The following is a 16,395-nucleotide window of genomic DNA, read 5'->3' as shown; positions in this document are numbered from 1 at the left end:
CAAAGCCGGTGAGTCGCTGCCGAAGAAGCTGCGCGACCTGACGGTATGGACGATCGTGTACGTCTGGCGGTATCGCGAGCGCGCCGAGATCGTAATGTTTGAGGAGACCTGGCTGTTCATGTCCAGGCTCACCCGGGACGGTCTGCTCGAGGAGGCGTGGTGGCGGCTGCTGCGAGACTTCGCATGGCGGCGGATCGAGTGGCCGAGGGCCGGTCAGGAGGACAACGAGGACGTCGAGTGGCTGGCCGGTCACTTGGAGTTGGCCACCGCGGCGGAGCAGCTGATGGGTATCGAGTTGTCGATCAGCCGAGCTCGGAGTCTGTCGCGTGAGCAGTGGCGTGACGGGCTGTTCGAATTGGACGAGGTCCGGGAGCAGCTGCGGCTTCTGCGCCAGGACTTCGCGTGGCTGCCCGCCGGCGACGCTATGGAGGACTTCTCGGCCAAGGTGACCTCGGCCGAGTCCGAGGTGTGGCGCGGCCGCGTCAGATGGTACGCGGCGGCGGCGGAGGAGTTCGGGTTCACCGCGACGACTACATTCGACCTCGTCCTGGAGATCACGGGGCCGGTTGGCCTGTTGGAGATCAGCGGCGACCTGATTCGGAATGAGGGCCGTCGTAACCTGATCTGGGTGCTCGCCTTGCTGTCCGATCTCGTCGTGAGGTTCGTACCGGAAGCGGAAGTCTGGAACGCCGAAGAGCGCCTGGAGTGGGCGCTGCGCACGATCGCCACCGGGTGGACGACCAGCAGCGCCTTGACCGGTGTGATCGGTTCGCTGCGGGTGCATCGCTTCCAGCTGTCCGGCAATGAGGTGGTCGTCTCGGCAAATGGCGAGCGAGTGCGCGAGGTCGAGCTGGTCACTTTCGAACGCCGCAGCGGCCGGCATGAGCTGGTCGGCATGCATCCGGCCGCCGGCGAGCCCATCGCACCCGAGCGGCTTGTCGAGATCGTGCGTACCGTCAGGCGACACGTGGTGCACCTCGTCACACCCTCGGGCAGTGGCAGCGGGATCGTGCTCGAGCAGGGGCGGGTCCGCACCGCGCTGCATGTCGTCGACGGTGTGAAACCCGGCAACGTGCGTGCCAACGGTATTGCGTTGGATGGCTGGGCGACGGTGACCCGCGAGCAGTACGGCGACGATCCTCGGGTCGCTCGCGCGGTCCACGGCGGGCTGCGGCGGTGGGGAGACGGGGGCCGCACCGTCGACCTCGCGGACGCGGTCGTGCCTGGCCTCGGCGTTGCGCCCGCCCGGAAGCGACGCACCGAGCTACGCCTCGGCCAGACCGTCCTAGTGGCTGGCGTCGTGGGCGGTGCCCTGGTCGTCTGGGTCGGTCCGGTCATCGATCTGGAAGGGGGCTATGTGGGGGTTCCCGCGCTGGTGGGGCGGGGGGTCTCCGGCGGTGGGTTGTTCGACCTCGACGTCAACCACGTGGGGACCCTGGTGGCCGTCTCGAACGAAGGCGGTCGCGGTGTGCTTTACGCGGTGGGCCCAGAGCTCAGCGACGCGTTCGACCAGCGGATCGACCAGAGGCGGAAACAGCGGGCGACCGGTGGGGTGGGCCGTCGGCCCCGCCTGGGGGAATGGTTTGACGGGGACACCGAGCTGTTGTCGCGGGTGCTTCCGGAGCTCGGCGAGTACCTGACGCGGCTGGCGGACACCGGATATCGGATGCCGAGGGGGCTGCCGGGCCCGCGGCCGGTGTGGGTGCTGGACGAGGAGCAGGCCGCGCCCGAGCTGGAGCGGCTGGTGGCCGAGGGGCGCTGGCCCCGGACGAGCGGGACCGGGCGGTGTGGGCACTGGCCCGGTTCGGGAGCAGGACCACAACCGACGGGATGCCATACCGGTGAGGACGGTGGGTCATGAACGTGGCGTGGCCGTGGTCGACATTCCGCGATGCCATGGTGGCGCTGGCCGTGCTGGTGATATCCATGGGCGCGGAAGATTGGCAGAACGCGGCCGCAGGCTGCGGGTGGTTTCGCCCGCGCGGGGAGCGCCGTCGAGATACTCTCAAGCGGCGCGCGAGGCGAGATCTTGGTCTCCGCCCTGCTCCTGCCGTCAGCGAGGGTGCTGTTGGAGACAGAGGCAGCCTGAGCACCGGCTACGAGTCGTGGCTCCCCTTGGTACGAGCGACCGCCGCGGTAGTTGTCCCCGTGTCGCGATGGGGCGGACCGATTTTGTGCACCTGCCGATACGATGCGGGCTTATGTGCGCGGCGTTGGCCGCCCTGCTCGGGCCACGGCATCTGGTGCGTAACGGCCCACTGTTTGCCATCGGCTTCGGTGGTTATCTAGCTGGTGGCCGTGGCGGGTGCTGGGCTCCCGGCCGATCCGGCTGGGCCGTCCACCGTCCGTGGCCGTTGTGGTCATCCTGAGGCGCCCCGAGGACGGAACTGATCGCTAAGCAGTTGCGAAGGACCCGGATCTATTCTCATGCCGCAACAATTAGTGGCCGCTATCTCAGGCGTGCGATGATGAGGAGATTCACGAAATTGCACTGGAAACATTCGTCCGCGTCGTGCCGCGTCTGTTCTGAGAGGCGTGCGGGTTGGGGACACGCCGAGGGGCTCATTTCCCGAGTCTGGAAAATCGGCGTCGGGTGTGCTTTTGCTGGCGTGATGGTGCTGATGGCCCAGCCGGCCTACGCGATAGCGCCGGCCACTCCCGCCTATGACGCGAACGGTTGCTCGACCGGGTGGGGTTGCGCCGGACCGTTTCCCACCGAGCGGGCGTGCGTGGACGACGCTCTCAGAGGTAAATACGAAGTTCAGAAGCCCGTCAGGTGTCATACTCCGCGTCCCGGTGTCTGGTATTATCAATACAAGCCGCCGGTTCTATAGAGTGATGCAAGCCCGCCACAGTGAAGGCTCACGCCGGTTGTGATGTAGCCGATCCAACGGGGATCTGCGGAAAGCGTGACCCTCCCGCACGAGAGTCTCCGAGCTCTCACCTTGCCTGTTTTCACTGCTTGGTGCCCGGCGGTCAGCGAATGCCTCCGTCGGGATTTCCTGTGCATGTGCCAACGCGGACAGAGACGGCGTGCTCGCCCAGCGGCGGCCGTGCCTAAGCCCATTGAGGTGTCCGAACAGATCCTGACCTCCGGCGGCGGCACACTAAACTATGGCCGGCGGACACAACACCGGACTTGCCCGGCGCCGGCCCAGTTTGGACGCGTTCAGCGGCAGTCCCTACCCGATGCGCGGCCGTCACCACCGAATTCTTAGAGCGATTCCCGGAATGATTGCCTGAGTCTAGGATTCGTGATCGAGTGGACCGGTGGGCTCGAGACGGCCAGCGTGCGTGATAAGCACCTTGGCGGCCTGCTTCGCGTGCGCGACGATTTCCGTGATGCGGTCGGCTGGGGGGTGTGCGCCAGCCTCGACCAGCACGCGACTGCTCGCGCCGTCGATGAGTAGAAGTAGCTGCGACCCGAGCTGGGCCGGGTTGGTCAGTCCGGCGTTGGTGGCGAGCTCGGTGAGGAAGTCGGTCATCCAGCGTTTGTGCCGGCTGATCACTTCCCAGGCCGGCTGGTCGGCATCCGGGGTTTCAGCGGCCGCGTTGAGGAACGCGCAGCCGCGCGGCGCGTCCCGCGCGTAGATCTCGGCCAGCCAGTCGAACAGCGCCAGCAGCCGCTCGAGCGGGTCGTCGGCCGCTTCGCCGAGCCAGGCGGGCAGGGCGACTACCCGGCGCGTGTGGCGCCGATCCAGGACGGCGGCAATCAGCTCGGACTTAGACCTGAAGTGCGCATACAGAGTCGGCTTCGATACCCCGGAGGCCTCGACGACCGTGTCTACCCCGGTCGCCACAATACCGCGCCGATAGAACAACGCGCTCGCGGTGTCCAGCAGTTTCTCCCGTGCGGACGTCGAACCCGACCCGGTCAATATCGGCATGCGACCATCCTGCCAGACTGACAGGTCTGTTAAGTTAGTTCGCGTGCATCAGCGACGATGAAGCGAATGGAGATGTATCGAAACTCGCCGCCTGGTCGCGCGGGGCGGTGCGAACCAGGATGGGGGCGCCATGGAGGACAAAGCTGGTGGGACGCGCCGCGTGCGCTACCGGGTGCTTGGCCCGGTCACGGTGCAGGGGCCGGGAGGTCCGTATCGGCTTGGCGCCCCGAAGCAGCGCGCGGTGCTGGCGGTCCTCTTGCTGCATGCGAACCGCGTGGTGACTGAGCGTCGGCTGTACGCACTCGTATGGGGCGAGAAGTTGCCGCGCAGCGTCCGGGGGCGCCTGCAGGTGTACATCTCGGAATTGCGCGCGCTCTTGGGGGACGAGGTGATCGTGCGTGTGGGTCAGGGCTACCGCATCGATGTCGCGCCGGGAGAGCTTGACCTGGACGTCTTCGCCGAGCTCGTCGCCAAAGCGCAATCTGATCAAGAGTCGAAAACGGCGGGAACTGTGGCGCGGCAATTGCGCTCAGCGCTGGCCTTGTGGAGCGGTCCTCCCCTTGTCGGGGTGAGTGAAGCGCTGATCGAGCATGAGCGGCGCGGTCTGGAAGAACGCCGACTAGCGGCGCTCGAGGCATTGTTCGAGGTCGAGTTGGCCGCCGGACGGCACGGCGAGATCATTGACGAATTGCGCCGAGCCACGGCGGCGTACCCGTTGGAGGAGCGCCTGGCGACTCAACTGATGCTTGCGCTAGACCAGGGCGAGCGCCGAGAGGAGGCATTGCGAATATACAGCGAGATCCGTCGCAGGCTGGTCGATGAGCTAGGGGTCGAACCGGGGCAGCGGCTGCGCGCTGTGCAGGCGCGGGTACTCAGTGGCGGGGACACCGTTTCCCAGGTGGCGGCGGATGCGGGAAGGGGCACTCGCCGTTCGGTATCGACTGGGTTTGTCCGTCCGGCCGAATTGCCGAGGGATATGCAAAGATTTGTCGGCCGGCGTGATGCGTTGGCCGCTTTGGACGCCCAGCTGGCCGTGTCGGACTCTGCGGTTTGTGTGATCAGCGGCAGTGCGGGTGTGGGAAAGACCTCGTTGGCGGTGCATTGGGCGCACTCGGTGCGAGACCGCTTTCCTGACGGTCAGCTCTACCTCGATCTGCGTGGCTACGAGCTGGACGAGCAACCGCTGGCGTCGTCGGGCGCGTTGAACCGGTTGTTGCGATCACTTGGAGTCGATCCGCGCCGAGAGTCGGCCCCCCTAGCTGAGCGTGTCGAGCTCTACCGGTCGATGTTGGCCGGCCGCCGGATTCTTGTCATCCTGGATAACGCACAGGAATCAAGTCAGGTGATGCCTTTGTTGCCATCGTCGGGAATGACGGTGGTGACCAGCCGTAATCGGCTGAGCGACGTGATGGCCACGGTGGGCGCGGGCGCCGTATCGCTCGGCACGTTGACCGATCGCGAAGCGCTCGAGCTGATGGAGACCGTGATCGGGCACTCTCGTGTGGGAGCCGAGCGGGCTTCGGCGACCGAGCTCACGGGGCTTTGCGGCGGTTTGCCGCTGGCGTTGCGGCTTGTTGCGGCACAACTGGCCGCGGTTCCCCAGGCGCGCATCGCGAAGGTAGCCGCCGAGTTGGCGCAGGGGGATCCGTTCGCGGTCTTTGCCGCGGACGGATCCGAGCACAGTGTGGTGAGGGCGGCGTTTTCGGCGTCCTACCGCGCACTCGACCCCGCTGGGCAGCGCCTGTTTCGGCTGCTCGGTTTGGTTCCAGGGCCCGACTTCACCGCATCCACGGTTGCCGCGCTGGCCGCTCTTTCGCCTGACGACGCGCTTAGAGGGCTCGACGCGCTCAGCGAGGCGCATGTGATCGAACGAGCTGTCGCCGGGCGCTTCCGGTTTCACGAGCTGCTGCGTCTGTATGCCGTCGAACAGGTCCGGAACGATCCTGAGCGGACTGCGGCTTGGAATCGGTTGGTGAGGCATTACCTCGACATTACGACCGCGCTCACTGAGCGTTATCGGGAAGGCGGGTTGGCTTTGCCGAGGGCGTTACCCAGGGAACCGGACCAAGCGGGGCAGCCAAATTCAAAGCACTCTACATTGACCGCGCTGGATGTAGAGATTCCCAACGTTGCGGCTGCCGTGACGCTAGCGGCAAGGCAAGGGCCTTACCCGGATGCTTGGTTGGTCGCCGACGGCCTCCGAACCTATTTCCACCGCAACGGACGCCGAGCGGAATGGTCGGATATCGCACGCGAGATCCTCACCGAAGCGGATCGACGCGATGAGCATGACGTGCGGGCCATGCTGCATTACAGCATCGGCGATTGTCGCTTCATGGCGGGACAGTTGGGCGAAGGCGTCTACCACCTGACTAAGTCAGTGGAAATTGCGGGGAACTGCGGGTGGCATGAATGCGAAGCCTCGGGACTCGCCGCGCTCGGTGTCACACTCGCCTGGACCGGCCAACTCCGCGAGGCAACAAAGTACACTCAAAAAGCCGCTGCACTGTTTTCCGAGATCGGCTCTATCGTTGGCGAAAACCGCACGCTCAAGAGCCTCGGAATTCAACACTACCTCGCCGGAAATTTGCGAGTCGCCGAGGACTGCCATCTCCAAGCGCTCGATCTAAGTACTCGCCACGGCCTGCGGCTGGCGCAGGCGGCTGACCTCGCACACCTCGGATCTGTACGGCTACTGCTCGGTCGCGCCGACGCCGCCGAACACGACTTAACGCGTGCCCGGAACATGTTCACCGAACGCGGGTCGACGAACGGTCTTACCTTGACACAAGCGTGGCTTGCTCGGTTGCGCTGGGAACTTCAAGACTATCCGTCAGCGGACAGGGAGATCAGTCGTGCCCTAGAAGTGGCTGCCCGAAACGAGACAAAGCCGCTCAAGGCATTTGTGCTTTTAGGCTTGGCCGACATCGAAATTGAAATGTTCCAGCATCAGTCCGCCGAGGCTCATCTGAGGCTCGTGGATGAGGTACTCGGCCAGAACAGCTTCACGTATCACCGTAGCCACCTTTCCGCTATCGCTGCCCGGCTCGATACTTATTTCGGTAGATACCCAGAAGCTGTTGGTCATGCGAGTCACGCCTGGTCCTTGGCACGTCGATGCGGCTATCGCTCCGTCGAGATCGCCGCGCTCTATGCCCTGACCGAAGCCTATCTTCGTTGGGGGAATTCTCGATTGTCCGCGATCCATGGTCAGGAAGCGGTGGAGTTGTGCCGAGAATCCGGTAATGTTCTTGAGGAGCGGCGGTTGCTCCGGCTTATCGGCAGTTCACAATGACTTCTCGTCTGGGGGAGTCGGCATGAGCTTCGATGAGGACAAGCTGAGCGGGATACGTTTTCGCCTTCTTGGCCCGGTAACCGCGTCCACGGCAACAGGGCGAAGACTGCCGATTAACGCCCCGAAACAGTTAGCTGTATTGGCCGTTCTCTTGCTGCACACGAACCAGGTAGTTCCGGAGGACCAACTGTGTGAGTGGGTGTGGGGCCAGCAGCCTTCGCGTAGCGTGAGTGGTCGGCTTCACGTGATTATCACCGAGCTGCGTTCGGCGCTCGGGCAAAAGGCCGTCGCCCGCGTCGGCGAAGGTTACCTGATGAGCGTCGGGCCAGGAGAGCTGGACGTTCAGGTGTTCTCCGAGGCCGTCGCCGAAGCGCGCGCCGAGCTAGCTGCTGGGCGAGGGGAGATAGCAGTCCGGCGACTACGGTCAGCGCTCGCGTTGTGGAGTGGCCCACCTCTCGGTGGTGTGAGCGATGCCCTACCCGAGCAACGCATGCGTTTGGAGGATCAGCGACTCAGCGCCTTGGAGGAGTTTTTCGAGGCGAACCTCGCCACCGGCCGCCACGCTGAGGCGGTCGACGAGCTACGTGAGGCAGTGGCCAGTCATCCGTTCCGGGAGCGACTGACAACCCAGTTGATGTTGGCCCTGGCCCGATCCGGGCGCCGCTCCGAGGCCCTGGGTGTGTATGCCGAGACCAGCGACAGACTCGTTGACGAGCTCGGTATCGAGCCAGGCAGGGGCTTGCGGGAGATGCGACTGCGCGTCCTCAACAACCAGGTGGACGCTCCAAATGCCCGAAACCCCGCGAGCGGTACCGGCACCGGGTGGGTTGCCCCCGCGGAACTGCCCCGTGACCTGCACGGTTTCGCGGGGAGGGAAGCGCCGCTTGCGGCGCTGGATGCTCTACTCGCCTCTCCCGAGGGGGGCGTATGCGTGATTTCGGGTGCTGCTGGCGTTGGCAAGACCGCGCTCGCGGTGCACTGGGCACACCGCGTGCGGGACCGCTTCCCGGATGGACAGCTCTATCTGAATATGCGCGGTTATGAGCCGGAAGAGGAGCCAACCGACGCCGCGGCGGCGTTGAGCCAGTTGCTGCGCTCATTGGGTATGGCATCTCGGCTTCCAACAAGTGTCGACGAGCTCGCCACCCTGTATCGCTCGGTGCTGGCGGATCGCCAAGTGCTTGTGCTGCTGGACAACGTCCGCGACGCCGGCCAGGTGCTGCCGCTACTGCCTCCCACCGGATCACTACTGGTAACCAGCCGGCACCGGCTCACCGACCTGATGGCCCGGGCAGGAGCGGCTGCCCTGCCCCTCGCCATGTTGACCGATGAGGAAGCTCAAGCGCTACTCGCGGCGGCGCTCGGGCCTGACCGGATCGCGGCCGAAGCAGACCCCACGACCGAGTTGATCCGACTGTGCGGAGGCTTGCCATTGGCACTCCGCATCGTTGCCGCGCAGATCACCACTCACACCCGGGCGTCAATCGCGGATGTGGTCGCCGAGCTGACCCAGGCGGACCGGCTGACCGCGCTGGCCCTCAACGACACCGAGCCGAGCGCCGTCACCAGGGCGTTCGATGCGACCTGCCGAACGCTACCCCCCGCTGCGCGGCGATTGTTCTGGTTGCTCGGACTCATACCGGGACCCAATTTCGACACGTCGACAGCGGCGGCGCTCGCCGCTGTCCCGATCCGAGACGCGGCGCGCCACTTGATCGCATTGACCGCCGCGCACGTGATCGAACAGCACGCGGCGGATCGCTACGGCCTCCACGACCTGGCCCGTCTCTATGCCAGCAACCAAGCTCGTACCGTTCCCGACCGGACAGTCGCCTGGGACAGGCTGATAGAGCACTATCTTGCCCTCGCCACCGCCGCCGGCGAGCGCGAACCAAACAGCGTGTTGCGGCTTCCCAGACACTCGCCTGGCTCGACCCTCACCACGGGGACGGCGGACACGTTCTCCACAGCGGCGTTACTCGATGAGGTCCCGAATCTTTCGGCGGCCGCGCCACACGCGGCCGCACGAGGGCCCTATCCGGCCGCGTGGCTGCTCACCGGCCGGCTCCGGACCTGTATGCACCGTCATGGGTATCGAACTGAGCTTCGGAGAATCGCTCCGGCCATACTCGACGCCGCGTGTCAACATAATGAGCTTGATGTCCAGGCTCTCCTTCACTACGACATCGGCTATTTGAGCTTTCGAACAGGACTGTGGGAAGAATGGCGCGACTCACGAACCCCACAAGCTCTCCATCACATGAACGAAGCGATCAGGGTCGCCAATGCGTGCGGATGGCGTGAATGCGAGGCGGTCACGCTCAATTCTCTCGGCTGGCTAATGGCATGGACTGGCCGTCCGAACGAAGCGATTGGCTACAGTGAAAGAGCTCTCGCGCTCTTCCGCGAGATCGGATACACCGATGGCGAGGGCATCACGCTACGCATACTCGGTGGCCAGCACCACCTCCTCGGCCAACCGATCCTTGCCGAACACCGCTACCTCGAGGCCCAGGCCCTGAGCGCTCGTTATCAGTCACCTCTCTCATTGGCCGCCGACCTGGTACATCTCGGATCGGCACGACTGTCCCTCGGCCGACTGCCTGAAGCCAAAAATGACCTGTCCCGTGCCCGCGACATGTTCCAAAACATCGAGTCGAGCGAGGGGCGCGCCCTGTCACAATCCTGGCTCGCCCGATTGCACTGGGAACTCGGAGACTACGAGCGTGCGCATCTCGAGGCGACCCATGGGCTAGAGCTCGCCGGGAAGACCAGCACGAAACTACTCGAGGCGACCTTGCTTCTCGTACTGGCCGATACTGAGGTTGACATGACGCGGTATGGCCCCGCCGAGCAACACGTCCGCCGAGTAGAGAGTCTGCTCGGCCAAAGCCGCTACACCTGGCACCTCGCCCTCGCCGGCTACGTCAGGACCCGAATTGAAAGCCGTCGCGGTAAGCACGAAGAGGCGGTTGCTCGTGCACATCGGGCACTCACCCTGGCCCGCAGGGACGGTTATCGATCGGCTGAACTGCTGGTATTACGAGCCTTGACCGAGGCGTACGTCGATTGGGAAAAGTCCGATCTCGCCATCGAAGCCGGGCACCAGGCGTTGGCGCTGAGCCAAGAATCTGGTGATCTCAATGAACAACGCCGCATACACTATTTACTCAACGGGCGATGAGGCAGCCTCTCCGAAGGCCCACTCAACGGTGACAGAGGCAGTCCGGCATCCCTCTCGTGACGAACGTGTTGACCACGGGCCTCCAACGCACCCTCGATCGGGTGCGGACTGCCCCGGTGGGATCCAGGCTGCAGGGGGCATTCGTCGACTGACCGCTCGGGGCCGGCGCGGTCTTTCCTGTGTCTGAAGTGCTCCGTTGTCCCCGCGTTAAGCGGTTTCCAACGCGCTCCAGGTAAACAATCTTCAAAACCGATTTGCCGCCCTGGGGAGCCTGGGCTCCCACACGGGTCTCGCTCGTACTCCTAGAGGCTCGACGCCGGTCGAATCGACGGCAACCTGCGTTGTGCACCTGAGAGAGTGAGGAGGACCCGCTCGATTTAGTGGGCCCGGCAACCAACCAACGCTCGATCGGTTTGTTAACAAGCCGCGAAGAGCTGGTCGGGCATGCTGCAGCTGACTGTGGGCGTCCGGACGGGACCGGACCCGGACCGCTGAGCGGAGACGAGAGAAGCGGGTCTCAAACCGTGCCTTGGACTCGCTGTCAGCGCTCATGAAAATCCCCAGGTCTGAGGGGTTGTCGCTCACGTAATTCCCCAGGTCGGCGCTCACGTATTTCCCCAGCGTGTTGGCGTCGGTGTGGGTCCTCGCAACCGGAAACCTGCTCCGGTCCTGATCGGTGGGCCGGGGAGTGAGTTTGGCGAGGAGAACGTTCGACGTGACGGATGTGACCGAGATCTTCATCCACTGGTATGCGGGTCGCTCGCAGAGCGAGATCGCGACCAGTCTGGGTGTGGATCGCAAGACGATCAGGAAGTACCTGGCCCCCGCGATCGGGGCGGGCATCGAGCCGGGTGGCCCGGCGAAGAGCACCGCGGAGTGGAACGAGTTGGTGTCCGGGTGGTTCCCGGCGCTGGCCGACACCCGGTTGCGGCAGATCACCTGGCCGGAGATCGAGCGGCACCGCGACTACATCGCCGACATGCTCAAGCTCGGCGTCACCCAGGCCACGATCCACCAGCGGTTGCGTGACGAGCAGGGACTCGAGGCGAGTCTGGCGTCGTTGAAGCGGTGGGTGCTGGCCAACCTGCCCGAAGAGGTGCGCCGGGACCGGGTCACCGTGCTGGGCGAGGACGCCGACCCGGGCGCGGAAGCGCAGATCGACTACGGGCATCTGGGCTCCTGGCTCGACCCTCGCAGCGGCAAGAAGCATCGGGTGTGGGCGTTTGTGATGGTGCTGGTGTGCTCGCGGCTGATGTTCGTGCGACCGGTGCTGCGGATGGACCAGCGCGCCTGGACCGAGGCCCATGTCGAAGCCTTCGCCTTCTTCGCCGGTGTGCCGGCCCGGCTGGTGCCGGACAACCTCAAGACCGGCGTGGACAAGCCGGACCTGTATGACCCGAAGCTCAACCGCTCCTATGCCGAGTTGGCCGAGCACTACGACACCCTGATCGACCCAGCCCGGGCAGCGAAACCCAAGGACAAGCCGCGTGTGGAACGGCCGATGCCGTATGTGCGGGACTCGTTCTGGCGAGGCCGCGAGTTCGGCTCGCTGGCGCAGATGCAGCAGCAGGCCCTGGCGTGGTGTCGAGACGTGGCCGGGCAACGGCACTGCCGCCCGCTGCGGGGGCGCGGCGCCGATGGCGGTGTTCCAGGCCGTCGAAGCGCGGGAGCTGCGGCCGTTGCCGCGCACGCCCTTCGTGCTGGCGACCTGGTCGACCGGCAAGATCGGCCCGGACATCCATGTCAAGGTCGGCAAGACGCTGTACTCGACCCCCTGGCAGCACATGGGCCGCCGGGTAGATGCCCGCGAGACCGGGTCGGTGGTGCAGATCTTCGATGCCGGGCAGCTGATCGCCACCCACGTGCGCAAGAGCGCCGGCAAGCAGACCGACTTCTCCCACTACCCGCCGGAGAAGATCGCGTTCAAGATGCGCACCCCGACCTGGTGTCGCACCCGCGCCACCGAGATCGGGCCGGGGTGTGTCGAGGTGATCGCCGAGCTGTTGGCGGTGAACGCGCTGTTTCGCCTGCGCGCCGCCCAAGGCGTGCTCGGCCTTGCCGGCAAGCACGGCGCCCAGCGGCTCGAGCGGGCATGCGCCCTGGCGATCGAGGTCGGTGACCCCAGCTACCGCACCATCAAGGGCATCCTGGCCGCCGGCGCCGAAGCCCTGCCCGCGCCCGAGCCGACCGGCGATGGTGGGGCCGCGGCACACCTGCACGGTCCTTCGCGGCTGTTCAGCAACGTCGTGGCCATGCCCAGAACGAGCGCATCGCCCGCGCCGGCCACCGCCACGACGAGCGGCGCTCACCCCACACCCGGCCAGCACGAGCCGGACGCTCCCCAAGACCAGGGCCAGCGCGAGCCCAACCAACCCGACCAACTCGCGCTCGACATGCGCGACACCACCACCGGCCAGCCCACCCAGAACATCGAGCCCACCGACAGCGAGGAAGCTTCGTGACCGTCGTCGACACCGCGCTACGCGACGCGCTACGCACCCTGAAGCTGTCCGGAATGCTGCAGACCCTCGACGCCCGACTGGCCCAGGCCCGCGCCGGGGAACTCGGCCACCTGGACTTCCTGCAGGTCCTCTGCCACGACGAGATCGGCCGCCGCGAGAGCCAAGCCGTGGCCCAGCGGCTGCGGCGCGCTCGGTTCGAACAACAAGCCACCCTGGAGGAGTTCGACTTCCACGCCAGCCCGAAACTCCCGGCCGCCCAGATCCGTGACCTGGCCGCGCTGCGCTGGCTGCACGCCGGCGAGTCAGTCGTGCTCTACGGCCCGGTCGGGGTCGGCAAGAGCCACGTCGCTCAAGCCCTCGGCGGGCTGGCCATCCGACACGGCGCCACCGTGCGCTTCGCCAAGACCAGCAGAATCCTCGCCGAGCTCGCCGGCGGCCACGCCGACGGCACCTGGGGCCGACGGCTCCGCGAACTCGCCAAACCCGCAGTGCTGATCCTGGACGACTTCGGCATGCGCGAGCTGACCGCACGCCAAGCCGACGACCTCTACGAACTGATCAGCGAACGAGCCGGCCGGTCGCTGATCCTGACCAGCAACCGGTCACCCGTCGACTGGTACCCGCTGTTCCCCAACCCCGTGGTCGCCGAGTCACTCCTCGACAGACTGATCAACACCAGCCACCAAGTCTTCATGAACGGCCCCAGCTACCGACCAAACAAGCGCCCCCGGAGTGTCACAGGAGACGGGAAGGAGAACACCAAGTAGAACATCACCAGGACCCACCACCTGCGGAATTCCGTGAGCGCAGGCCAGGGGAATTACGTGAGCGCCCACACTCGCCTTGATCCAGCCAATGAAGCCGAAAGGGGCGATACCGCTGAGCGTCTGCGAGCGAAGGCCGGAATGGTCGCGACGATGGCCTGATCTAGATGCAGGACTCACCGGGCCCCGCACTTTCGAAATTCAGATCGAAGTCACAACGAACCTGTTCGGAAGCGCGATCTGATTTCATTTCGCCATATTAGCCCTATCTACGGAACCTCGTCGGCAGGTTGGGCATCCAAGCGGTTGCATTGCTAGGCGATCGAGCGAGATGGGGGTGCCTAATTACGTGTATCCGCAAACGCGTGCGCATTGAGGGGGTAAGGGCCGTTGATCAAATTCGATGTGATCCACTGACGGTACTGATCGTGGCTTCAGTTCTAAGTTCGAGATGGCGGCGGTACTTGGCCAAGTGTGCGGTAGCACTGGCCAATAGCCTTATTTCCTGCCCTGGTAGGAGCAGCCGCTCGACGCCGGGCCCCTCTGGTGCAGTCGTTACAGTCCATCCGGCGTCTTTGTCTGGTAAAGCCACACTGGCCTCGTACGGCGGCGGGGTGAGTCGCGCCAACACAGCATGTTCGAGGCGCTCGCCACAGCAACATGCGCACCTGTGCGATTGCGGCCACCCGGTAGCTGTGCCGCGTCAAGCCACCACAGCAACCCGACCGAGTCCGAGAGTTCCATCAACGTGGACGACCGCAGCGGCCACGCAAGCTATCTCGGACACGGAAGTGTCGCCGGACGGCCAGCGTGTCGCGCGCAAATTGCCAGCGCGAATTTCTAAAGGCATGTACGTCCACGCGGGATGGCCGGTAGATGTCACTCAAGGAGGGGAAGCACATGATGTGCGCCTCGACGTGCGCAACCTTACCTCATGTAGTCCTACCAGAGGTAGCGCACACGACCGCGGTTGCCCGCAATACGGTTCAGCAAGCTACCCGACCTAACCCCGAAGAAATGCACGTCCTCCTGGTTGAACATAACGAGGCAACCGCTCAGGTTATTATGGCGACGCTTACTTCAGTCGGCTACTCAACGACTCGGTGTAGTACGTCGCAAATCGCTCTCGCTGAACTCGAGAAGCCCAATATCGTTCTGCTTAACCTAGACTTGCCCGACGAGACTGGCCTATGTGTACTCGCCGAATTGCGATTGGCAAGTTTTGTGCCAATCCTGGTTTACTCGGCCCCAACGGACGACGATTCTGTTGTCGAAGCTCTGCGGATTGGGGCAGACACCTATATGGCCGAACCCCTCCGGCCGGGCGAACTCCTCGCCCGCATGAGGGCGATCAGTCGCCGGGCGGGCACGTACAGACTCGCTGACGAAATCGTGTGCGTCGATGACATCGAGCTCGATTTTCGCGCGCGCCGGGTTACAGTTGAAGGCAAGCTCGTCCGAATGACGCCTAGGGAGTTCGAAGTGCTGTCCCTGCTCGTCCGCGGATCCGGCGCGCTAGTCAGCCGAGAAAAAATTATGCACGATGTTTGGGGTAGAACCAGTCCAGCTATTTCCAACAACTTGAACACACACATGGCGAAGCTACGCGCCAAGCTTAATCGTCCGAATCTCTTACATACGGTCCGTGGCGTCGGCTACCGCCTAGGGATAACGTCCGATGGGTAGTTACTAGTGAGGACCAAGATGACTCCCTTGACGAACGATCTTCACCCATTTTGCGACACAACCGAATTATTCATCTACTTTGTTACACTTTGGATTTCACACGGGTCGGCCCGTTCCGAATAAATGGCCGTCGCGCAGCGGACTACGCGCAGTTGGAGATTGCTCTCGGGCTGGACGACTGTGAAGCGACGATAGATTCCTACGTACACGGTGAACCGTCGATGGATTCGCCCTCTGGGCTCCCTTCTCTTCTTGGGCGTCGCAGCGTTGAGGCTTCACACGCCGTAGCTCGGTAGTCTCTCCAGCACCGACAGTCTTCGTGCGCTCTGTCCGTTTGGGCCGCATATCGAGCTTGGCACATTCGTCGAACAGTATGGCCCGCGACGCGCATGTAGACCCATCGTTTGATGGGCTACGATCGCATTCGATAAGGTCGACCGGCGACCCGGGATTATGGTGCGTACGGCAACGAGATGTTGCGCGGCACTGCGTCTCATGGCCACACCCAGGGCATGCTCGGTGTCTTGCTAACCCTGCCAACGTTGAGCTAACCTTGAAACAGTCATTAAGATCGCGAGAATCGGCAGGCTCCTCGTGACTGGAGGACACAACACAGGCGGATTCGCTCAGGCGCCAGCCGTTGCGGACGGGATCCTGGTGGTTCCCACTAACCGGCCGCACTCCATGCACACTCGTTACCACCGCAACGCCTGGGCCGCTTCCACATCACCTGAGCCGGGCTGACACCATCACGCCCGCCCCGCTCTCCAAAGCGTGCCGAGAATCGACTTTCCGCTGGGCGCAGACTGCCTGCGGCAGCAGCCGACCGGCATCAAAGAGGGTCTGCGAGATGGAGACCGGTGATTACAGACTGGTGATTTTGCGTGTGACCCCTCAGACCTGGGGATTTTCATGAGGGCTGACAAATTCGCGACTGCCGCAGCAGATGCTGCATTTTCGAAGAAGCTCGTGCGGCTCAGATGTTCTGATCGGCGTCGAGGCTCGTCGCGTCGACGTGGTCCCTGCCTCTTTGAACATTTTGTGTCAAGCGGGCGAGCTTGCTCATTTTACCAAGCTTGAAGAATTTCTTGTCAATCAGTTCGGCCATGGCTCAGGT

6 protein-coding genes and 1 pseudogene are annotated in these 16,395 nt (G+C 64.3%); 5 read left to right on the top strand and 2 right to left on the bottom strand.

The annotated features are described in order from the left end of the window. Window positions 1-3,245: 3,245 nt before the first annotated feature. Window positions 3,246-3,887, bottom strand: a complete 642-nt coding sequence (locus ABEB12_RS24905; protein WP_185060781.1) for a TetR family transcriptional regulator — start codon at window positions 3,885-3,887, stop codon at window positions 3,246-3,248. A gap of 130 nt (window positions 3,888-4,017) precedes the next feature. On the opposite strand from ABEB12_RS24905, the gene ABEB12_RS24900 reads away from it, so the two are divergent. The 5 genes and pseudogenes from ABEB12_RS24900 (at window position 4,018) to ABEB12_RS42235 (ending at window position 15,278) form a co-directional block, all read left to right on the top strand. Next, window positions 4,018-7,182 (top strand): BTAD domain-containing putative transcriptional regulator, encoded by a 3,165-nt coding sequence (locus ABEB12_RS24900; RefSeq protein WP_185060782.1) that lies wholly within the window; start codon window positions 4,018-4,020, stop codon window positions 7,180-7,182. A 22-nt stretch (window positions 7,183-7,204) separates the two neighbouring features. After that, a complete protein-coding gene (locus ABEB12_RS24895; protein WP_185060783.1) occupies window positions 7,205-10,366 on the top strand; it encodes a BTAD domain-containing putative transcriptional regulator in 3,162 nt (1,053 codons plus the stop codon). Between the two features lie 715 nt (window positions 10,367-11,081). After that, window positions 11,082-12,828: pseudogene (gene istA, locus ABEB12_RS24890) on the top strand (IS21 family transposase). Continuing rightward, window positions 12,825-13,595 carry an IS21-like element helper ATPase IstB gene (gene istB / locus ABEB12_RS24885; RefSeq protein WP_185060784.1) on the top strand — a complete coding sequence of 257 codons (771 nt, stop codon included), beginning with the start codon at window positions 12,825-12,827 and terminating at the stop codon, window positions 13,593-13,595. Before istA ends, istB begins: the two are co-directional and overlap by 4 nt. Before the next feature lie 873 nt (window positions 13,596-14,468). Next, window positions 14,469-15,278 carry a response regulator transcription factor gene (locus ABEB12_RS42235; protein WP_425572272.1) on the top strand — a complete coding sequence of 270 codons (810 nt, stop codon included), beginning with the start codon at window positions 14,469-14,471 and terminating at the stop codon, window positions 15,276-15,278. A gap of 976 nt (window positions 15,279-16,254) precedes the next feature. Here the strand turns inward: ABEB12_RS42235 and ABEB12_RS24880 are convergent. After that, the gene (locus ABEB12_RS24880) at window positions 16,255-16,386 is read right to left on the bottom strand and encodes a hypothetical protein (protein WP_345703119.1); all 132 of its coding nucleotides are present in this window, start codon (window positions 16,384-16,386) and stop codon (window positions 16,255-16,257) included. Between the last annotated feature and the right edge of the window lie 9 nt (window positions 16,387-16,395).

Origin of the sequence: Actinospineispora eucalypti (genome assembly GCF_039543365.1) — a bacterium.
Taxonomy (GTDB): Bacteria; Actinomycetota; Actinomycetes; order Mycobacteriales; family Pseudonocardiaceae; genus Pseudonocardia; species Pseudonocardia eucalypti.
Note: the sequence above shows the minus strand (reverse complement) of the source record. Positions and strands in the feature narration are given on the sequence as shown.